We start from the raw sequence: 20,809 nt of genomic DNA, 5'->3' as shown, positions 1-20,809 counted from the left end.
TTAACGGGGAACCCAACCGAGGGTACGCTGCGCCAGCGCATCGCGCGCCGGGGTAAATAATTCCATCGCCATCAGACCGACGTTGCGCCCCGCCACCAGCGGCGCCCAACGGTTGGCAAACAGATGCACCAGCCCATCGGTCACGCCGATGGTGGCGGCTTTATCCCCTGCCCTGCGCGCCTGATAGCGGCACAGCAGTGGATAATGACCGACATCTTCGCCGCTGAGATGGGCGTCAGCGAGTAATTCCGCCAGGCTCATCACATCGCGCAGGCCGAGATTAAAGCCCTGCCCGGCGATCGGGTGTAGCGTCTGCGCCGCGTTGCCGACCAGCGCCAGGCGGTGCGACACCGCGCGGCTGGCGGTGGTGAGGGCCAGCGGATAAACGCTGCGCTTCCCGGCGTGGGTAATACGCCCCAGCCGCCAGCCGAATGCCTGCTGCAGCTCCTGACAAAAGCGTTCGTCAGACCAGCTCTGCACCTCATCGCGGCGCGACTGCGGATGACACCACACCAGCGAGCAGCGCCCTTGCGACATCGGCAGCATCGCCAGCGGGCCATGCTCGGTAAAGCGCTCGAAGGCGCGACCTTCGTGGGGCAACGCGGTGCTGACGTTAGCAATGATCGCTATCTGCTCATACGGCTGCTGCTGCCAGCTGATGCCGCAGCGGGCGCCCAGTGCCGAACGGGAACCGTCCGCCGCCACCAGCAGCTTACCGTTAATGATTTCGCCGCCCTCAAGCGTAAGGCTGACGCTCTCCTGGCTGCGACTGACCGCTTCCACTTTCGCCGGACAGTGCAGCGTGACGCCCGGCGCCTCGCGCAGCAGACCAAACAGCCGCTGGCCGACATCGTGGAGTTCAACCACCTGGCCCAGCGCCGACAGGCCATAATCCGCGGCCGCCAGATTCACAAACCCGGCATGACCGCGGTCGCTGACGTGTACTCGCTGGATGGGCGTCGCGCGTTCGGCGAGGCGTTGCCAGATACCGATACGCGCCAGCTGCTGGCAGGTGCCCGCAGCCAGGGCGATCGCCCGGTCGTCAAAGCCAGGGTGGCGTGACGAATGCGGATCCTGCGCTTCAATGAGGTGGACCGGCAGCGCGCCGCCGGTCAAACGGGAGATGGCCAGCGCGAGCGTCGCCCCGGTCATCCCCCCCCCGACGATCAGCACGCTCATGACTGGCGCGCCGCCGCCATCAGCGCCTCGATCTCATCCGCCTTCTTCACCACGCCGGCGGTGAGATTTTCGTTACCGTCTTCGGTAATCACGATGTCATCTTCAATACGGATGCCGATGCCGCGATACTGCGCCGGCACGTCGGCATCGGTGGCGATATACAGCCCCGGCTCGACGGTCAGCACCATTCCCGGCTCCAGGACGCGCGAACGGTCGGTGTCGTAATTACCGACATCGTGCACATCCAGACCCAGCCAGTGGCTCAGGCCATGCATAAAGTACGGGCGGTGGGCGTTGTTGGCGATAAGCTCGTCAATCTCGCCTTTCAGGATCCCCAGCCGCACCAGGCCGGTAATCATAATGCGCACCACTTCCTGGTTAACCTGACAGATCGAGGTGCCCGGCCGATAGAGTTTCAGCGCGGTCTCCAGCGATTCGAGCACAATGTCGTAGATCTCGCGCTGCGGCTGGGTAAATTTACCGTTTACCGGGAAGGTGCGGGTAATATCCCCGGCATAGCCGCGATACTCGCAGCCGGCGTCAATCAGGACTAAATCGCCGTCGCGCAGTTCAGATTCGTTTTCGGTGTAGTGCAGAATACAGCCGTTTTCGCCGCCGCCAACGATGGTGTTATAGGAGGGGAAACGTGCCCCGTGGCGGTTGAATTCATGGAGAATTTCACCTTCCAGCTGATATTCGAACATGCCAGGGCGGCATTTTTCCATCGCCCGGGTATGGGCCAGCGCGGTGATCTCCCCGGCGCGGCGCATCACGGCAAGCTCTTCCGCGGATTTAAACAGGCGCATCTCATGCACAATGGGCCGCCAGTCGATAACCGAGTTCGGCGCCTGCAGATTCTGGCGCGCGCCTTTGCGCAGTTTTTCGAGGGCGTTGAACACAATCTCATCGGCATAGGCATATTCACCCTGGGCGAAGTAGATCGCGTCCAGACCGTTGAGCAGCTGATACAGCTGCTGGTTGATTTCGCTGAACGCCAGCGCCCGGTCGACGCCAAGCTTCGCCGGCGCGGCCTCCTGGCCCAGACGGCGTCCAAACCAGATCTCAGCGGTCAGATCGCGAACCCGGTTGAACAGCACGCTATGGTTGTGGGTTTCATCGCTTTTAATCAACACCAGCAGCGCTTCCGGTTCGTTAAAGCCGGTGAAGTACCAGAAATCGCTGTTCTGCCGGTAGGGATATTCCGAATCTGCACTGCGCACCGCTTCCGGTGCGGCGAAAATCAGCGCCGCGCTGCCTGGCTGCATCTGCGCCAACAGCGTCTGGCGACGCGATAGAAATTCCTGCTGAGTCATGACGCCCCCTGAACGAATTTTAGTTAGTGTAATGTCGGTTTGCGGACTTCCGGTGCGGTTGGCTGCTGACGGGCAAAGGTGTCGTGGCACAGCAGTGCGGCAACGCGGACATACTCGATAATCTCCTCCAGAGACATCTCCAGCTCTTCCTGATCTTCGTCTTCATCGTAGCCCAGCTGGGCAATATTACGCAGATCGTCAATCGCTTCCCCGGTTTCATCCTTCACTTTATCCAGCTTCGGCTGGCTAACGCCAAGACCAAGCAGGAAGTGGTTGACCCAACCGGCGAGGGCGTCGGCACGGTCAAAGACGCTCACCGCATCGCCTTCCGGCAGATACAGTTGAAAGAGGAAACCGTCGTCATCCAGTGAATCGCTGATGGCGGAATGCATGTTACGCAGCGCCTGAGCCAGTTCATGGCCAAAGGCGAGACCTTCGTTGGTCAGGTCGTGCACCAGCGGCTGCCAGCTGCTGTCCGTGTTGCCGCCGCACAGCAATCCGCTGATCAAACCGTGCATTTCGGCCGGGGTGAGACCTACCCCTTGTTGGTTCAGTAACTGGTCTACATCGTTGTAACCAGGCATTTCGTTCTGTATAGACATGCGCATTCGTCATCGTTGGGAGGAATATTCATGGTATGCTACCACTTTGGACCCTGGTGAACCAGAATAGGGCTTGTATCTTCGCACCAGGGTAGCTATAGTGTCGCCCCTTCGCAGACCCGGGCCAGGGTGTGAAGGCAGCGCAGTCAATCAGCAGGAAGGTGGCATGTCTGCACAACCCGTAGATCTCCAAATTTTCGGCCGTTCACTGCGAGTGAATTGCCCGCCTGAACAAAGGGATGCCCTGAATCAGGCAGCTGAAGACCTTAATCAGCGGTTGCAAGATTTAAAAGAACGCACTAGAGTCACAAATACTGAGCAGCTGGTCTTCATCGCGGCGTTGAACATCAGCTATGAGTTGACTCAGGAAAAAGCGAAGACCCGCGACTACGCTTCCAGCATGGAGCAGCGCATTCGCATGCTTCAGCAGACCATCGAACAAGCATTGCTTGAGCAAGGTCGCATAAGCGAAAAGCCAGGGTCGAAGTTTGAATAACACTTTGCAGTTAACTGTGTTAGAGTAATCGCAAGAACAAAATTTCTCTGAGATGTTTGCAAGCGGGCCAGTCCCCTGAGCCGATATTTCATACCACAAGAATGTGGCGCTCCACGGTTGGTGAGCATGCTCGGTTCGTCCGAGAAGCCTTAAAACCGTGACGACACATTCACCTTGAACCAAGGGTTCAAGGGTTACAGCCTGCGGCGGCATCTCGGAGATTCCCTTCTTTACTTCGCATCATCCCCCATACGTGTTTTCGGCTGAAGCCGCCCTGTATTACACTTGCTCCTATTGTTTCGCCAGCTCGTAACGAGACCTGCATGACTATACAGCCCGATACCCTGCTCTCCCGTCAGCATATTCGCCAGCAGATCCGCGATCGTCGACGCGCACTCAGCCCGGAGCAACAGCGCCTGTTTGCCCAACAGGCCGCCGAGCGGATGATGGCCTGGCCGCCGATAGTTCTCGCCCACAACGTGGCGCTGTTTCTCTCCTTTGACGGCGAGCTGGACACCCAGCCGCTGATCGACCAGCTCTGGCGCGCCGGCAAGCGGGTATATCTCCCGGTGCTGCATCCCTTTAGCCCCGGCAATCTGCTGTTTTTACACTACCATCCGCAGAGCCAACTGATCGTGAATCGCCTGAAGATCCGCGAACCGAAGCTCGATGTGCGGGATGTGCTGCCGCTGGCTGAACTCGATGTGCTGGTGACCCCGCTGGTGGCCTTCGATGTCAGTGGCCAACGGCTGGGAATGGGCGGCGGTTTTTACGACCGGACGCTGCAAAACTGGCAGCAGTATCGCCTGCAGCCGGTGGGCTACGCGCACGACTGCCAGCAGGTGGATAGCCTGCCGAGCGAAGAGTGGGATATCCCGCTGCCGGCGGTCATCACCCCGGGAAAAACCTGGTGTTGGTAGGTACGCGGGGACGAGAAATTCAGCCTGGAAAGTATTAACAAAAAAACGGGCAGGTACGCGACCTGCCCGAGAGGCAAAAATGATTAGAACAGCAGACGGGCGCGGATAGTCCCCGGGATCGCTTTCATTGCCTGCAGCGCCTGCTGGGCAACATCTTCTTCCGCTTCAATATCAATCACCACGTAGCCCATCTGCGGCGACGTTTGCAGATACTGGGCGGCAATGTTGATGCTCTGCGCGGCGAAGATTTGGTTGATTGCGGTCAGGACGCCCGGCCGGTTCTCATGGATATGCAGCAGACGGCGGCCGCCGTGCAGCGGTAGAGAAACTTCCGGGAAGTTAACTGCCGACAGGGTTGACCCGTTGTCAGAGTATTTCGCCAGCTTGCCAGCTACTTCCAGACCGATGTTCTCCTGCGCTTCCTGAGTGGAGCCACCGATATGCGGTGTGAGGATCACGTTATCAAACTCGCACAGCGGCGAAGTGAAGGGGTCGCTGTTGGTCGCAGGTTCAGTCGGGAAGACGTCGATAGCCGCCCCGGCCAGATGCTTACTGGCCAGCGCATCGCATAGCGCCGGAATGTCCACCACGGTACCGCGGGAGGCGTTGATCAGCAGCGCGCCCGGCTTCATCAGCGCCAGTTCTTCCGCGCCCATCATATTTTTGGTAGAGGCGTTTTCCGGCACGTGCAGGCTGACCACATCGCTCATGTTCAGCAGGTCGGAGAGATGCTGTACCTGAGTGGCGTTGCCGAGCGGCAGTTTGTTTTCAATATCATAGAAGAAGACGTGCATTCCCAGCGATTCCGCCAGAATGCCAAGCTGGGTACCGATGTGGCCGTAACCGATGATGCCCAGCTTTTTACCACGCGCTTCGAAGCTGCCGACCGCCTGCTTGTTCCACACCCCGCGGTGCGCTTTGGCGTTGGCTTCCGGCACGCCGCGCAGCATCAGCAGCAGTTCGCCGATCACCAACTCGGCCACCGAGCGGGTGTTAGAGAACGGCGCGTTAAACACCGGAATACCGCGCTTCGCAGCGGCGTTCAGATCGACCTGGTTGGTCCCGATGCAAAAGCAACCGACGGCAACCAGTTTTTCCGCTGCGGCGAAAATCTCTTCAGTCAGATGGGTACGGGAACGCAGGCCGATGAAATGGGCATCACGGATCGACGCTTTCAGCTGTTCTGAATCCAGCGCGCCTTTATGAAATTCAATGTTGGTGTAACCCGCTGCGCGAAGGCTATCGATTGCCTTTTGATGCACACCTTCAACCAGCAGAAATTTAATCTTGTCTTTTTCCAGTGATACCTTAGCCATTTCCCCGTCCTGTTTTGTCTTAACTGATGTCGTGCTGAACGAAAGTTCGTCTCAGCAACATATCAAAAAAAACTATCGCGGCAATATGAACGTTTGCGTCGCCGTCCTGAAGAAATGTCATCCAGAGGGAAATCGCAGGACAAAACACCAGAAAGAGAAGAAATGGTAGCGTGTAAATCAGAATGGTTGCATAAATGTGACAGAAGTCACCAAATTGCACCTGGTGAAAAAATATTTGCGAGGGAGCCGGTCGGCTCCCTGCGGACAGACTATTTTACGATGGTCTTCACGCCGTCGGCAGTACCAATCAGCGCCACGTCGGCGCCACGGTTGGCGAACAGCCCCACGGTGACGACGCCAGGAATACCGTTGATCGCGTTTTCCAGCGCGATCGCATCGAGAATTTCCAGGCCGTGCACGTCAAGGATCACGTTGCCGTTATCGGTCACCACACCCTGACGGTACTCTGGACGGCCGCCCAGCTTGACCAGCTGACGCGCCACGGCGCTGCGCGCCATCGGAATGACTTCCACCGGCAGCGGGAACTTGCCCAGAATATCGACCTGCTTGGAGGCGTCGGCGATGCAGATAAACTTATCCGCGACCGAGGCGATGATCTTTTCACGGGTCAGCGCCGCGCCGCCGCCTTTGATCATCTGCATATGGCCGTTGATCTCATCCGCGCCGTCAACATAGATCCCCAGGCGATCGACGCTGTTAAGATCGAAGACGGTGATCCCGAGGCTTTTCAGCTTCTCGGTGGAGGCGTCGGAGCTGGAAACCGCCCCTTCGATCTGCCCCTTCATGGTGCCCAGCGCGTCAATAAAATGGGCCGCCGTCGAGCCGGTGCCTACGCCGACAATAGTCCCTGGCTGTACATATTGCAGTGCTGCCCAACCTACCGCTTTTTTCAGTTCATCCTGCGTCATAATTCTGGTCCGAGATGTGAATGCCTGTGGCGCATTATAGAACATCGATAGTGGAAATGTCCCTGCGATGCAGATCACACAACTGAACAGACCAATTTCGTCTGTATCAAATAAAAATTTATGTCATAGTGCGAGATAACGATTAGTTATGGGGGCACGCCAGAATAATGAAACGACCGGACTACAGGACACTACAAGCGCTGGATGCGGTGATTAGGGAACGAGGATTTGAGCGCGCCGCGCAGAAGCTATGTATTACCCAGTCCGCCGTCTCACAGCGTATTAAGCAGCTGGAAAATATGTTCGGCCAGCCGCTGCTGGTGCGTACCGTGCCGCCGCGCCCCACCGAGCAAGGACAGAAACTGCTGGCTCTGTTGCGCCAGGTTGAACTGCTGGAGGAAGAGTGGCTGGGCGATGAACAAACCGGCTCTACGCCGTTGCTGCTGTCGCTGGCGGTGAACGCCGACAGTCTGGCGACCTGGCTGCTGCCGGCGCTGGCCAATGTTCTGTCAGACTCCCCTATTCGTCTCAACCTGCAGGTGGAAGATGAAACCCGCACCCAGGAGCGCCTGCGCCGTGGCGAAGTAGTGGGCGCAGTGAGTATCCAGCCGCAGGCGCTGCCAAGCTGCCTGGTGGATCAGCTGGGGGCGCTCGATTACCTGTTTGTCGCATCAAAAGAGTTTGCGCAACGCTATTTCCCGAATGGCGTGACGCGTTCGGCGCTGCTTAAGGCGCCGGTCGTCGCCTTCGACCATCTGGACGATATGCATCAGGCGTTCCTGCAGCAAAACTTCGACCTGCCGCCGGGCAGCGTCCCCTGCCACATCGTCAACTCGTCGGAAGCTTTCGTGCAGCTGGCGCGCCAGGGCACCACCTGCTGTATGATCCCGCATCTGCAGATCGAAAAAGAGCTCAACAGCGGCGAACTTATCGATCTCACCCCGGGCCTGTTCCAGCGCCGCATGCTCTACTGGCACCGCTTCGCCCCGGAAAGCCGCATGATGCGCCGGGTGACCGATGCGCTCATTGACTACGGACACAAGGTGCTGCGTCAGGATTAAACCGCGGGCATAAAAAAGCCACTTCGCTGAAGTGGCTTTTTTGTTTCTATCGCTTACTGGGCCGGTTTCGGCGTTTCCGCCGGTTTCGCCGGGGTGGCTGGAGCAGCGGCTTGCGCCGGCTGCAGCTCAAAGACTACATCGACCTGGTCGTCAAACTGGATAGTCGCCTGCTCGTAGGTTTCCTGGGCAGAAACCGGCGCAGCGTCAGCGGCCTTCATCATGCGAACCATCGGGCTCGGCTGATAGTTGGAGACATGGTAGCGCACGCTGTACACCGGACCCAGCTTGCTGTGGAAGCCTGCGGCCAGCTCCTGCGCCTGATGCACGGCGTCGTCGATCGCCGCTTTACGCGCTTTATCTTTGTAGGCGTCCGGTTGCGCAACGCCCAGCGAGACGGAGCGAATTTCGTTGAGACCCGCTTTCAGGGCGCCATCCAGCAGACCGTTGAGTTTATCCAGCTGGCGCAAGGTCACTTCCACTGTGCGCACCGCGCGATAGCCTTTCAGAATGCTTTTCCCGTTCTGATAGTCGTAATCTGGTTGGGTACGCAGATTCGCCGAGTTGATGTCCTTTTTAGCAATACCGCTCTTTTCGAGGAAAGAGAGATATTGCGCAACGCGATCGTCAGCCTGTTTTTTTGCCGACGCGGCGTCTTTTGCCGACACGTTCACTTCGATCGCCAGGGTGGCGATGTCCGGAACCGCGGCAACGCTTGCTGTGCCTGAAGTCACAATGTGCGGGCCATCCGGCAATTCGCTGGCCTGTGCCGCCATCGTGGTCAATCCGAGTGTTGCCGCCAGGGCTAAGACTTTTAACTTCACTGTCGTTTCTCCATGTTACTTAAATCGCCCTTACGGGACGCATGCCAGCAAGCTTAGCGCGTACAGCAGGAAAGTCCATCGGACAACGCTTAGTTAAGCAACGCCTGGATATGGCTGACGCCTTCTCTTGCCAGCTGAAACGCAATAAACCACATGACGGCGCCGACCACAATATTGATGATCCGCTGGGCTCTGGCGGTACGCAGTCGCGGCGCCAGCCAGGCGGCTAACAGCGCCAGGCCAAAGAACCACAGGAAAGAGGCGCTAATGGTCCCTAGCGCAAACCAGCGCTTCGGCTCCACCGCCAGCTGACCTCCCAGGCTGCCTAACACCACAAAGGTGTCCAGATAAACGTGCGGGTTAAGCCAGGTCACCGCCAGCATGGTGATGATGATTTTCCAGCGCCCCTGCTGCATTACCTCTGCATTGGCGAGTTCAAGACTCTGACTGAACGCCGTTTTCAATGCGCCGAAGCCATACCACAGCAAAAAGGCCACGCCGCCCCAGGTCACTAGCGCCAGCAGCCACGGGGATTGCATCAGCAGTGCGCTACCGCCGAAAATGCCAGCGCAGATTAACAGCAAGTCGCTGACCGCGCATAGCAGGGCAATCATCAGATGATACTGACGACGGATCCCCTGATTCATCACAAAGGCATTTTGTGGGCCAAGCGGCAATATCATAGCCGCTCCCAGGGCAAGCCCCTGAAAGTAATAAGTAAACATAAGGATTTATCCGCTGAGTTCGAGAGTGGCGCTGACTATAGCGCGAATGAATTATTAGCGGAAATTGAAAGAATTAATCATTAATTAGAACTACTAATGATGAGCTATTGAAAAAGGCCGGCATGGCCGGCCTGAGTTATTGAGAGGCGCTTTACTCTGCTTTTTCCGGCAGGCGCACCACATGAACATCCATCTGCGGGTAAGGGAAGCTGATGCCGTTGGCGTCAAATTCACGCTTGATACGCTCGAGGATATCCCAGTAGACGTTTTGCAGATCGCTGCTTTTGCTCCACACGCGCACCACGAAGTTCACCGACGAGGCGCCGAGTTCGTTCAGACGAACGGTCATTTCCCGATCGCGCAGAATTCGATCGTCAGATTCGATAATCGAGGTCAGCAGCTGCTTTACCTTGTCGATATCAGCATCGTAAGCGACGCCGATAATAAACTCATTGCGACGCGCAGGCTCCCGGGAGAAGTTAATGATATTGCCGGCGATGATTTTCCCGTTCGGGACCACCACTACTTTACCGTCCGCGGTACGCAGGGTGGTGGAGAAAATCTGCACGTTCAACACCGTACCTGCCACGCCGCCAAGGTCGACATACTCGCCAGCGCGGAACGGGCGGAACATCACCAGCAGTACGCCTGCGGCAAGGTTCGACAGCGATCCCTGCAGCGCTAAACCCACCGCCAAACCGGCAGCACCCAGCACCGCAATCACCGAGGCGGTCTGCACGCCTACCCGCCCCAGGGCGGCAATCAGCGTAAAGGCGATAACCGCATAGCGCACCAGCGCAGAGAGAAAATCGGCCACGGTAGCGTCAATTTTACGCGCCAGCATCAGGCGGTTGACGGTATTAGAGACGACGCGCGCCACGATCATCCCGACGATCAGGATAGCGATAGCCGCGACGATGTTGACGGCATAGCTCAGCAGCAGCTCCTGGTTGCGTGCCAGCCACGTCCCGGCGTGGTTGATGCTATCGACAACGTTCAAATCTTCCATTTAACATTCCTTATGAATCCCCTGGGGGGAAGTAAATAACTCAGCCTGCGACAGGGCAGTCAGGTTATAGGGTAAACAATAAGTGCACGTTTTGCCAAATGGATCACAGTTTTCTGCCACGCTATCCTGTTGTTAAGATAATAAAAAAGCCCGCATTGCTGCGGGCTTCCGGGTAAGAAACAGATTTTTCTTACAGAACGTCGATCGCGTTCAGCTCTTTAAATGCCTGCTCCAGACGAGTCACCATGGAAGTCTGGGCAGCACGCAGCCATACGCGCGGGTCGTAGTATTTCTTGTTCGGCTGGTCTTCGCCTTTCGGGTTGCCCAGCTGGCCCTGCAGGTAAGCTTCGTTCGCTTTGTAATACTGCAGGATACCGTCCCAGGTTGCCCATTGGGTGTCGGTATCAATGTTCATTTTCACCACGCCGTAGCTGACGGAGTCTTTGATTTCCTGAGCGGAAGAACCGGAACCGCCGTGGAACACGAAGTTCAGGCTGTTGTGCGGCAGGTTGTGTTTCTTGGAAACATATTCCTGAGAGTCGCGCAGGATGGTCGGGGTCAGAACTACGTTACCTGGTTTGTACACGCCGTGTACGTTACCGAAGGAAGCGGCGATGGTGAAACGCGGGCTGATTTTGCTCAGCTCGGTGTAGGCGTAATCCACGTCTTCCGGCTGGGTGTACAGGGCGGAAGCGTCCATGTGGCTGTTATCCACGCCGTCTTCTTCACCGCCGGTGCAGCCCAGTTCGATTTCCAGGGTCATGCCCATTTTGGCCATGCGCGCCAGGTACTTAGAGCAGATCTCGATGTTTTCGTGCAGGGACTCTTCAGACAGGTCGATCATGTGGGAAGAGAACAGCGGTTTGCCAGTAGCGGCGAAGTGTTTTTCACCGGCGTCCAGCAGGCCGTCGATCCACGGCAGCAGTTTCTTCGCGCAGTGGTCAGTGTGCAGGATAACCGGCACGCCGTAGTGTTCAGCCATCTGGTGCACGTGGTGGGCGCCAGAGATAGCGCCGAGGATAGCAGCACCCTGAGGAACGTCAGTTTTCACGCCTTTACCTGCGATGAACGCTGCGCCGCCGTTAGAGAACTGAACGATAACCGGAGAGCGAACTTTCGCTGCAGCTTCCAGAACGGCGTTGATGGAATCAGTACCTACGCAGTTTACCGCCGGCAGTGCAAAGTTGTTTTCTTTCGCTACCTGGAACACTTTCTGAACGTCGTCGCCAGTGATGACGCCCGGTTTTACGAAATCAAAAATTTTAGACATGTTACTTAGTCCTGTATCTGTATCTTCGACCGTTGAAGAAGGTTCGCGAGCCCTTAAGCGCGCTGAAAAACAGGCGGGTTTCCCCGCCTGAACTGAATTACTGCTTAGCGCGCTCTTCGAGCATCGCTACTGCCGGCAGGACTTTGCCTTCGACGAATTCAAGGAATGCGCCGCCGCCAGTGGAGATGTAGGAAATTTTGTCAGCGATGCCGAACAGGTCGATCGCTGCCAGGGTGTCACCGCCGCCGGCGATGGAGAAACCTTCGCTGTCCGCGATAGCGTTAGCCACGATTTCAGTCCCTTTACGGAAGTTAGGGAATTCGAATACGCCAACCGGGCCGTTCCACAGGATGGTTTTGGCGTTCTTCAGGATTTCAGCCAGTTTCTGTGCGGAAACGTCGCCAAGGTCCAGAATCTGCTCGTCATCTTTGATGTCGTTAACAGACTTCAGGGTTGCCGTTGCGGTTTCGGAGAACTCGGTCGCTACGCGAACGTCGGTCGGAACCGGGATATCGCAGGTGCCCAGCAGGCGCTTGGCTTCATCAACCAGATCTGCTTCGTACAGGGATTTACCGACGTTGTGGCCCTGAGCGGCAACGAAGGTGTTAGCGATACCGCCGCCCACGATCAGCTGGTCAGCGATTTTAGACAGGGAATCCAGAACGGTCAGTTTGGTGGACACTTTAGAACCACCAACGATAGCGACCATCGGACGAGCTGGCTCTTTCAGCGCTTTACCCAGCGCGTCCAGTTCAGCGGCCAGCAGCGGGCCTGCGCACGCCACGTCAGCAAATTTGCCGATGCCGTGGGTGGAAGCCTGCGCGCGGTGCGCAGTACCGAAAGCGTCCATCACGAACACGTCGCACAGCGCAGCGTATTTCTTAGACAGTTCTTCGTCGTCTTTTTTCTCGCCTTTGTTGAAGCGAACGTTTTCCAGCACCACCAGTTCACCGGCAGCCACTTCCACGCCGTCCAGGTAGTCTTTAACCAGGCGTACCGGGTTGGACAGTTTGTCTTTCAGGTAATTAACAACCGGCAGCAGAGAGAATTCTTCGTTGTACTCGCCTTCGGTCGGACGACCCAGGTGAGAAGTAACCATGACTTTCGCGCCCTGCTTCAGCGCCAGTTCAATGGTCGGCAGAGATGCACGGATACGTGCGTCGCTGGTTACTTTCCCGTCTTTAACTGGTACGTTCAGATCCGCACGGATAAAAACGCGTTTACCAGCCAGATCCAGATCGGTCATCTTAATTACAGACATGGTGAATCCTCTCGTTGATTCATAAAGTTTTGTCGACGTTTACGCGTCGAACCTGAAACCAATAGCCGCCATCGCTAACGTCGTGTCGAGCATTCGGTTAGCAAAGCCCCATTCGTTATCGCACCAGACCAGCGTTTTGATCAGATGCGCGCCACTGACCCGGGTTTGCGTACCATCGACGATGGCGCTGTGCGGATCGTGGTTAAAATCTGTCGAGACCAACGGTAATTCCGTATAGTCAACTATACCATGAAATGCACCTTGTGCTGCTTTTTGCAGCAACTGGTTGACTTCACATGCTTTTACCGGTTTTTTCACCGTCACGCTCAGGTCAATTGCCGTCACGTTAATCGTCGGCACCCGCACGGCAATCGCTTCAAAACGGTCGTTAAATTGCGGAAAAATACGGGTGATCCCTGCCGCCAGTTTGGTATCCACCGGAATGATCGACTGGCTGGCCGCGCGGGTACGCCGCAGATCCGGATGATAAGCGTCAATCACCTGCTGGTCATGCATCGCCGAGTGAATGGTGGTGACGGTGCCGGACTCAATGCCATAGGCGTCATCGAGCAGTTTAATGATCGGAATAATGCAGTTGGTGGTGCAGGAGGCGTTGGAGACAATGCGATGCCCGGCGCGAAGTTCATCCTGATTTACGCCGTACACCACCGTCGCGTCGAGGTCGTTGCCGCCGGGGTGGGAAAAGAGCACTTTTTTCGCCCCCGCCTGAAGATGGGCTTCACCGTGTTCACGACTCCCGTATACCCCGGTACAGTCAAGCACGACGTCCACCGCCAGTTCGCGCCAGGGCAGCGCCGCAATGGTCGGCTCATGCAGCAGACGGATGGCATCGTCGCCAACAAACAGCTGCTCGCGCTCCTGACGGACATCCCAGGCGAAACGGCCATGGCTGGTGTCATATTTCAATAAATGCGCGATGCCCGCGGCATCCGCCAGCTCATTGATTGCCACCACGGTGATTTCCGCACGACGCCCGGATTCATATAGAGCACGAACCACGTTGCGTCCAATGCGACCGAAGCCATTAATCGCGATGCGAATGGTCATAGATCTCCTGCAAGGCTGTCCCTGTTATGAGGTGGCTGACAGAGTAATCCAGCAACGCTCTGAGGGGAACCTTACCAGCTGCAAACTGCGACTGATTGATTAATTGTCGAACATTTAAACGACTGAAACGCTTCAGCTAGAATAAGCGAAATGAGGAATAAAAGGAATGTTTGTCCAGCGCAATAAACCAGCTATATGACTCACATCACATTTTTGCTGGAATAATTTACAACCGTATTACATGGTTCAGGAATAGCAGATACAAAAAAGCCGGGTGGCGAGATAAAAGCAAAACGGTAACCCAGGGGTTACCGTTTTTGGTGTTTGCACCCTCTCCTGTGGGAGAGGGTTGGGGTGAGGGCATCAGCCCGCACCGTACCAGCGATTACAGCAGCGCTTTCGCTTTAGCGACCACGTTATCAACGGTGAAGCCGAACTCCTCGAACAGCTGCTCAGCCGGCGCAGACTCACCGAAGGTGGTCATGCCAACGATAGCGCCGTTCAGGCCAACGTATTTGAACCAGTAGTCAGCGATACCCGCTTCCACGGCAACGCGCGCGGTCACGTCTTTCGGCAGTACGGATTCGCGATAAGCCGCATCCTGCTTGTCGAACGCGTCGGTGGACGGCATGGAAACCACGCGCGCCTTCACGCCTTCGGCAGTCAGTTTGTCCCATGCGGCAACCGCCAGCTCCACTTCTGAACCGGTGGCGATGAAGATCAGCTCCGGCTGGCCGGCGCAATCTTTCAGCACATAACCGCCGCGGGCCACGTTCGCCAGCTGCTCTGCGGTACGCTCCTGCTGCGCCAGGTTCTGACGGGAGAGGATCAGCGCGGTCGGGCCGTCCTGACGCTCCACGCCATATTTCCACGCAATCGCGGATTCCACCTGGTCACACGGACGCCAGGTGGACATGTTCGGGGTCACGCGCAGGGAAGCCACCTGCTCTACCGGCTGGTGAGTCGGGCCGTCTTCGCCCAGACCGATGGAGTCGTGGGTGTAGACCATCACCTGACGCTGTTTCATCAGCGCGGCCATACGTACCGCGTTACGCGCGTATTCCACGAACATCAGGAAGGTGGAGGTGTACGGCAGGAAGCCGCCGTGCAGCGCGATACCGTTGGCGATAGCGGTCATACCGAACTCGCGCACGCCGTAGTGGATGTAGTTCCCGGCAGCGTCTTCGTTGATCGGCTTAGAGCCAGACCACAGGGTCAGGTTGGACGGCGCGAGATCTGCGGAGCCGCCGAGGAATTCCGGCAGCAGCGGGCCGAAAGCTTCGATGGCGTTCTGCGAGGCTTTACGGCTGGCGATTTTCGCCGGGTTGGCCTGCAGCTTCGCGATGAACTCGTTAGCTTTCGCGTCGAAGTCAGACGGCATTTCGCCTTTCATACGGCGGGTGAATTCGGCTGCTTCCTGCGGGAAGGCTTTGGCGTAGGCAGCGAACTTCTCATTCCACGCCGCTTCTTTCGCCTGGCCGGCTTCTTTGGCATCCCACTGGGCATAGATGTCAGACGGGATGTCAAACGGCGCGTGTTTCCAGCCCAGCGCTTCGCGGGTCAGGGCGATTTCGGCGTCGCCCAGCGGCGCGCCGTGGGAGTCGTGGGTACCGGCTTTGTTCGGCGAACCGAAACCGATGATGGTTTTGCACATCAGCAGGGACGGTTTGTCGGTGACCGCCCGCGCTTCTTCTACCGCGCGTTTGATGGCGTCAGCGTCGTGACCGTCCACGCCGCGCACCACGTGCCAGCCGTAGGCTTCAAAGCGTTTCGCGGTGTCGTCGGTGAACCAGCCTTCAACGTGGCCGTCGATGGAGATGCCGTTGTCATCATAGAACGCCACCAGTTTACCCAGTTTCAGGGTACCGGCAAGGGAGCACACTTCGTGAGAAATGCCTTCCATCATGCAGCCGTCGCCCATGAAGGCGTAGGTGTAGTGGTCGACGATATCGTGTCCCGGACGGTTGAACTGCGCCGCCAGGGTTTTCTCGGCGATAGCCATCCCGACCGCGTTAGCGATACCCTGGCCCAGCGGACCGGTGGTGGTTTCCACGCCTGCGGTGTAGCCGACTTCCGGGTGACCCGGGGTTTTGGAGTGCAGCTGGCGGAAGTTTTTCAGCTCTTCAATCGGCAGATCGTAGCCAGTGAGGTGCAGCAGGCTGTAAATCAGCATCGAACCATGGCCATTTGACAACACAAAACGGTCACGGTCAGCCCAGGCCGGATTGTTCGGGTTATGGTTCAGGAAATCACGCCACAGCACTTCGGCAATGTCAGCCATACCCATCGGGGCCCCCGGGTGGCCGGATTTGGCTTTCTGTACAGCGTCCATGCTCAGCGCACGAATAGCGTTAGCAAGCTCTTTACGTGAGGACATTTTGACTCCAGTTCGGACTGTTGAAGGCCATGCCCTTAACGACTTGACGAGAGCGCGTTTTGGGCTACGCCGGAAAAAAGTGTGAACAATGTAACCCAAGCGACAAGTCATGTACATGGAGCATCCTTTTGCCCTTTAAGAAATCTCTGGAACAGGTTGTGCTACGCTGGAATCCGCTCGCCCGCATCCTGCGATACTCTTTATAATTTACGCAGAATACGGTTCCCTGCCGTCGCCGTATTTTCGGATAAACAACCATAAGATTGTGGAAGATAAAAATGAAAATTCGCTCAACCGTACTTGCTCTTGGGATCGCAGCAACCCTCACCGGATGTCAGAACATGGACTCCAACGGTCTGCTCAGCTCAGGCGCCGAAGCCTTCCAGGCATACTCTCTCAGCGACGCGCAGGTGAAAACCTTAAGCGACCAGGCCTGTAAAGAGATGGACGCCAAAGCGAAAATCGCCCCGGCCAACAGTGAATACAGCCAGCGGCTGAACAAAATCGCGGCTGCGCTGGGCGATAACATCAATGGTCAGCCCGTGAACTACAAGGTCTATGAGACCAAGGATGTCAACGCCTTCGCCATGGCCAACGGCTGCATCCGCGTCTACAGCGGGCTGATGGATCTGATGAACGATAATGAAGTCGAGGCGGTGATCGGCCACGAAATGGGCCACGTCGCGCTGGGCCACGTGAAGAAAGGCATGCAGGTCGCCCTGGGTACCAACGCTGTGCGTGCGGCGGCGGCCTCCGCGGGCGGTATCGTCGGTAGCCTGTCGCAGTCTCAGTTGGGCGATCTGGGCGAAAAACTGGTGAACTCGCAGTTCTCCCAGCGTCAGGAATCGGAAGCGGATGACTACTCTTACGACCTGCTGCGTAAGCGCGGTATCAATCCGTCGGGACTGGCCACCAGCTTCGAGAAACTGGCCAAGCTGGAAGCCGGTCGTCAGAGCTCCATGTTTGACGATCACCCGGCATCGGAAGCCCGCGCGCAGCATATTCGCGATCGCATGAAGGCCGACGGCATTAAATAAGCGACAGCGGGAGGCATTATTGCCTCCCTTTTTTATATATCCGTAAAAATATTTAGCCGCATTAATTGATAATTTAAGCGCACAAACCGTTAATTATTATCACAGTGCATCACAGCCAATTATTTTATGCCCGGCGATTCAGAAATATATTATTTGGTAAATTTAAAAGGCCGCACACTATCTGGCTTCCAGAATCGTCTTTACCCGAATAATAAATAGTCCACCCCTTACTGCCTGGCGCACGGCTCATGCGCCATACAACCTGTTTCCGGCTGCAATAACTGCTCACACAATGATTGCTTTCGACATTATTTCAGGAGAATATCTGGTCAGCAGCGATTCCCTTGAATATATCGACAGACAGAGAAGTGCCCTCAGTGAAAAAAGAATTACCATTAATCGCACTTGGCATTATTGCCGCCGCGCCGGCTTTCGCCAGCCAACAATCTACCAGTCAGGGCTTTATTGAAGACAGCCACCTGGATCTCTTTTTACGTAACGCTTATATCAAACGCGATTATCGCGATGGTTTGCCGGATAAAGCCGAATGGGGTCAGGGTATCATCGCGACCTTTGAGTCCGGCTTTACTCAAGGGCCGGTCGGCTTCGGCGTTGACGGCATTGCGCAGTACGCCGTGCGCCTCGACGGCGGCCGCGGCCGCAGCGGCGCGGGCGGTATCGACTTTTTCGCCCAGGATGATGATGGCCGCGCGAAGTCCGATTTAGCAAAATTTGGCGCTACCGCTAAAATGCGCTTCTCGAATACCGTCCTCAGCTACGGCAGCCAGCGCCCGATGCTGCCCATCGTCTACGCCGATGACTCGCGGCTGCTGTACGAGAGCTATACCGGTACCATGCTGACCTCAAGAGAAATCGACGGTCTGGAAATTAACGCCGGTTATCTCACCGATCAGCAGCGCAAAAGCGACGACAGCCACAATAGCGGCCTGAAGAGCCTGACCTTTGGCGGCGCCAGCTATCAATTCAACGACCAGCTCAGCGGCGCGCTTTACGCTTCGCACGTCGAAGACGTGCTGAATAAGCAGTATCTCGGCCTGAACTACAAGCAGCCGTTCGCCGCCGACCAGCAGCTGATTGTTGACTTCAACGGCTATAACTCGCGCTTAGATCAAGAATATGCCGACGCCAATGACACCGGGCGCAGCAACAGCATCTGGAGCCTGGCCGCCAGCTATATCTGGGATATTCACACTTTTAAGGTCGCTTACCAGCAAAGCAGCGGCAGCACCGGCTACCACTACGGCGGGTATCAGAATCAGGGCGGCGTTGGCGATGGCGGCAACACCATCTGGCTGGCTAACTCCTACTGGTCAGATTTTAACGGCGAGGATGAACGTTCCTGGCAGGCCTCCTATGGCCTGGATTTTGCCGGACTGGGCGTACCGGGCCTGAGCTGGACCACCGCCTACGTTCGCGGGGATAACATTAAAACCGCCGAGACCAGCAACGGTAAAGAACACGAATGGTTCAACCAGGTGCAGTACCAGGTGCAAAACGGCATGGCGAAAGATTTGAAATTGAGACTCCGCTATTCGGTGCTGCGCGTTTCCAGCAACGCCAGCGACTATAACGTCAGCGGGAATGAAGTGCGGTTCTACGTCGAATATCCGTTTAACGTGTTTTAACCATATAATGAACCCTCTCCAGTGAGCCGGCCCTCTCCCGGCGCGCAGGAGCAACCGTCCGGCGCCTTGATTAACCCCCTGTGCCGTGCGGTACCCTCTCCCCGGAAGGGAGAGGGTTGGGGTCACTGGGTTATCATTAATACAGCGTCTTCTGCGGCGGGCCGGCAAAGCGCAGCGCGCCAATCTGGCCCATCTTCACTTCCACCACCGATGGCCCCGGCATCGCCAGCGCTTCGGTCATCACCGCCTGGAAATCCTCAGCCCGATCCACGCTCCACGCCTGCAGACCCATCGCCTGCGCCAACAGGGTAAAGTCTGGCGTGTGCAGCTCGTTGTAATACTGGCGGCCGCCAAAATACTTATCCTGAATACCGCGCATTACGCCGTAGCCGCCGTCATTCATAATCAACAGCGTCACGTTGGCCTTCTCCTGCGCCAGGGTCGCCAGTTCGCCAAGGTTGAGGCTCAGGCCGCCGTCGCCGACCAGGCCGACCACTTTACGTTGCGGATTGGCAATCGCGGTACCCACCGCCATCGGTAGCCCCATACCGATGGCTCCGGCCAGAGAATGGATATTCATCAGCGGGCCGTGAGCGCGGAACAGACGGCTGCCCCACAGGCTGCCGGAAACGGTAATATCGCGCACCAGGATGCCGTCATCGGGCAGCGCCTGCGCAATCGCGTCATTCAATTTAGCGTAATCGCCGCACTGGTCGCGCAGCCCCTGCTCCGCCGCCTCTACCGCCTCTTTAAGCTGGCTATCCCAACGCGCATCGCCCCATATCCGGCCCTGCACCCGCGCTGCCAGCGCCGCTAATAGCGCCCGGCAATCCGCCACCAGGGTATTGTCCATCAAGTAGTTACGGCTGGCCGCCGCCGGGTCAATATCAATCTGCACCCGCGGCGTGGGCAGTTCCAGCGTCCACGAGCGCGTTTCGTTGCTGCGCAGCCGGGAACCGGCAACAAGTGTGAAATCACATTGTGAAATCAGCGCTTCAACCGAGGGAGAATTATGAAACGCGCGCAGGCTGGCGCGATGGCTGTCCGCCAGAATGCCGCGGCCGTGGGTACTGGAAATCACCGTCACCCCGGCATCCGCCAGCGTCTTCACCGCCTCGCCGCTCTCTAACGCGCCGCCGCCAAGCCACAGCAGCGGCTGCTTCGCCTGCTTAAGCTGCGCCCACAGCGCATCGACCAGCGACGCTTCCGGCTCAACCGCCGGAGCGCGTTTCAGCGGCGCGGTCAGCAGTGAAAGCGGAATTTTGGCGCTCTGAATGTCGATTGGGATCTCCACCGAGACCGGGCCGCACGGCGGCGTCTGCGCCTCCTGAATCGCCTTATGCAGGATAGCCACCGCCTGGTTGGCGTTGCTAATGCGGTAAGCGCGCTTCGAACTGGCTTTCAGGAAGGTCAACTGATCGCGGGTTTCATGAATGAAACCGGTGTCGGCGTCCAGCCAGGCTTTTTCGACCTGTCCGGTCAGGTGCAGCAGCGGCGTACCGGCGTTCATCGCCTCAACCAGCGCGCCGACCGCATTACCCGCACCCGCGCCGGTACTGGTCAGCGCCACGCCGAGCCCGGAAAAACGGCCGTGCGCGTCAGCCATGGTCACCGAGCCCGCTTCACCGCGCGCTGGAACAAAGCGGATTTTTTCCCGCTGGCCGACGGCATCGGCGATCGGCAGGTTATGGATAGAAATGACGCCATAAATGGCTTCAACGTGATACTGCTCCAGCGTTCTGGCGATGGCATCGCCGACGGTTATCATTTCGCTCATTG

The 20,809-nt window shown here is 57.2% G+C and carries 18 protein-coding genes and 1 other RNA gene; 6 read left to right on the top strand and 13 right to left on the bottom strand.

The window, feature by feature from the left end; translation table 11 throughout:
- From ubiH to DR88_RS09325, 3 genes are read right to left on the bottom strand one after another with little or no spacing between them, the layout of a single operon-like run.
- The gene (gene ubiH / locus DR88_RS09315) at positions 1–1,179 is read right to left on the bottom strand and encodes a 2-octaprenyl-6-methoxyphenyl hydroxylase (RefSeq protein WP_002916482.1); all 1,179 of its coding nucleotides are present in this window, start codon (positions 1,177–1,179) and stop codon (positions 1–3) included.
- Positions 1,176–2,492, bottom strand: coding sequence for a Xaa-Pro aminopeptidase (pepP, locus tag DR88_RS09320; RefSeq protein WP_004193720.1), 1,317 nt, complete (start codon positions 2,490–2,492; stop codon positions 1,176–1,178). Before pepP ends, ubiH begins: the two co-directional genes overlap by 4 nt.
- Positions 2,493–2,515: 23 nt before the next feature.
- Positions 2,516–3,094 carry a YecA/YgfB family protein gene (locus DR88_RS09325; RefSeq protein WP_002916486.1) on the bottom strand — a complete coding sequence of 193 codons (579 nt, stop codon included), beginning with the start codon at positions 3,092–3,094 and terminating at the stop codon, positions 2,516–2,518.
- Positions 3,095–3,260: 166 nt separating this feature from the next.
- Between DR88_RS09325 and zapA the strand changes: the two genes are divergently transcribed.
- From zapA to DR88_RS09335, 3 genes are all read left to right on the top strand, one after another.
- Positions 3,261–3,590 carry a cell division protein ZapA gene (gene zapA / locus DR88_RS09330; RefSeq protein ID WP_002916488.1) on the top strand — a complete coding sequence of 110 codons (330 nt, stop codon included), beginning with the start codon at positions 3,261–3,263 and terminating at the stop codon, positions 3,588–3,590.
- A 41-nt stretch (positions 3,591–3,631) separates the two neighbouring features.
- Positions 3,632–3,815, top strand: a non-coding RNA gene (gene ssrS / locus DR88_RS27415) — 6S RNA.
- Positions 3,816–3,913: 98 nt separating this feature from the next.
- Positions 3,914–4,510: a 5-formyltetrahydrofolate cyclo-ligase gene (locus tag DR88_RS09335; RefSeq protein WP_004144746.1), complete on the top strand. Its 597-nt coding sequence runs from the start codon at positions 3,914–3,916 to the stop codon at positions 4,508–4,510.
- 83 nt (positions 4,511–4,593) lie between these two features.
- On the opposite strand, the gene serA is transcribed toward DR88_RS09335, so the two are convergent.
- Together serA and rpiA are read right to left on the bottom strand one after the other, a co-directional pair.
- A complete protein-coding gene (gene serA, locus DR88_RS09340; protein ID WP_002916493.1) occupies positions 4,594–5,826 on the bottom strand; it encodes a phosphoglycerate dehydrogenase in 1,233 nt (410 codons plus the stop codon).
- A gap of 269 nt (positions 5,827–6,095) precedes the next feature.
- Positions 6,096–6,755, bottom strand: a complete 660-nt coding sequence (gene rpiA, locus DR88_RS09345; protein WP_002916495.1) for a ribose-5-phosphate isomerase RpiA — start codon at positions 6,753–6,755, stop codon at positions 6,096–6,098.
- Positions 6,756–6,922: 167 nt separating this feature from the next.
- Here rpiA and argP point away from each other — a divergent pair, with 167 nt between their 5' ends.
- Positions 6,923–7,816: a DNA-binding transcriptional regulator ArgP gene (gene argP / locus DR88_RS09350; RefSeq protein WP_002916497.1), complete on the top strand. Its 894-nt coding sequence runs from the start codon at positions 6,923–6,925 to the stop codon at positions 7,814–7,816.
- A gap of 53 nt (positions 7,817–7,869) precedes the next feature.
- Here the strand turns inward: argP and DR88_RS09355 are convergent, their stop codons facing one another.
- The 7 genes from DR88_RS09355 to tkt form a co-directional block, all read right to left on the bottom strand.
- Positions 7,870–8,637 (bottom strand): oxidative stress defense protein, encoded by a 768-nt coding sequence (locus DR88_RS09355; protein ID WP_002916499.1) that lies wholly within the window; start codon positions 8,635–8,637, stop codon positions 7,870–7,872.
- An 89-nt stretch (positions 8,638–8,726) separates the two neighbouring features.
- A complete protein-coding gene (gene argO / locus DR88_RS09360) occupies positions 8,727–9,362 on the bottom strand; it encodes an arginine exporter ArgO (protein ID WP_004144747.1) in 636 nt (211 codons plus the stop codon).
- Between the two features lie 151 nt (positions 9,363–9,513).
- Positions 9,514–10,371 carry a small-conductance mechanosensitive channel MscS gene (locus DR88_RS09365; protein ID WP_002916504.1) on the bottom strand — a complete coding sequence of 286 codons (858 nt, stop codon included), beginning with the start codon at positions 10,369–10,371 and terminating at the stop codon, positions 9,514–9,516.
- Between the two features lie 190 nt (positions 10,372–10,561).
- On the bottom strand, positions 10,562–11,641 hold the full coding sequence (gene fbaA, locus DR88_RS09370; RefSeq protein WP_004144748.1) for a class II fructose-bisphosphate aldolase: 1,080 nt from the start codon (positions 11,639–11,641) through the stop codon (positions 10,562–10,564).
- 97 nt (positions 11,642–11,738) lie between these two features.
- Complete coding sequence (gene pgk, locus DR88_RS09375; protein WP_002916508.1) at positions 11,739–12,902, bottom strand: phosphoglycerate kinase; 1,164 nt, start codon at positions 12,900–12,902, stop codon at positions 11,739–11,741.
- 39 nt (positions 12,903–12,941) lie between these two features.
- Positions 12,942–13,970: an erythrose-4-phosphate dehydrogenase gene (gene epd, locus DR88_RS09380; protein WP_002916512.1), complete on the bottom strand. Its 1,029-nt coding sequence runs from the start codon at positions 13,968–13,970 to the stop codon at positions 12,942–12,944.
- Between the two features lie 385 nt (positions 13,971–14,355).
- On the bottom strand, positions 14,356–16,347 hold the full coding sequence (gene tkt / locus DR88_RS09385; protein WP_002916513.1) for a transketolase: 1,992 nt from the start codon (positions 16,345–16,347) through the stop codon (positions 14,356–14,358).
- Between the two features lie 278 nt (positions 16,348–16,625).
- Between tkt and loiP the strand changes: the two genes are divergently transcribed.
- Both loiP and DR88_RS09395 read left to right on the top strand, forming a co-directional pair.
- Positions 16,626–17,384, top strand: coding sequence for a metalloprotease LoiP (gene loiP / locus DR88_RS09390; protein ID WP_004151780.1), 759 nt, complete (start codon positions 16,626–16,628; stop codon positions 17,382–17,384).
- 377 nt (positions 17,385–17,761) lie between these two features.
- A complete protein-coding gene (locus DR88_RS09395) occupies positions 17,762–19,030 on the top strand; it encodes an OprD family outer membrane porin (protein WP_015958965.1) in 1,269 nt (422 codons plus the stop codon).
- 136 nt (positions 19,031–19,166) lie between these two features.
- Here DR88_RS09395 and DR88_RS09400 read toward each other — a convergent pair whose 3' ends face one another.
- Positions 19,167–20,807: a thiamine pyrophosphate-binding protein gene (locus DR88_RS09400; RefSeq protein WP_004149794.1), complete on the bottom strand. Its 1,641-nt coding sequence runs from the start codon at positions 20,805–20,807 to the stop codon at positions 19,167–19,169.
- Positions 20,808–20,809: the final 2 nt, after the last annotated feature.

The sequence above is a fragment of the Klebsiella pneumoniae genome (assembly GCF_000742135.1).
Taxonomy (GTDB): domain Bacteria; phylum Pseudomonadota; class Gammaproteobacteria; order Enterobacterales; family Enterobacteriaceae; genus Klebsiella; species Klebsiella pneumoniae.
Note: the sequence above shows the minus strand (reverse complement) of the source record. Positions and strands in the feature narration are given on the sequence as shown.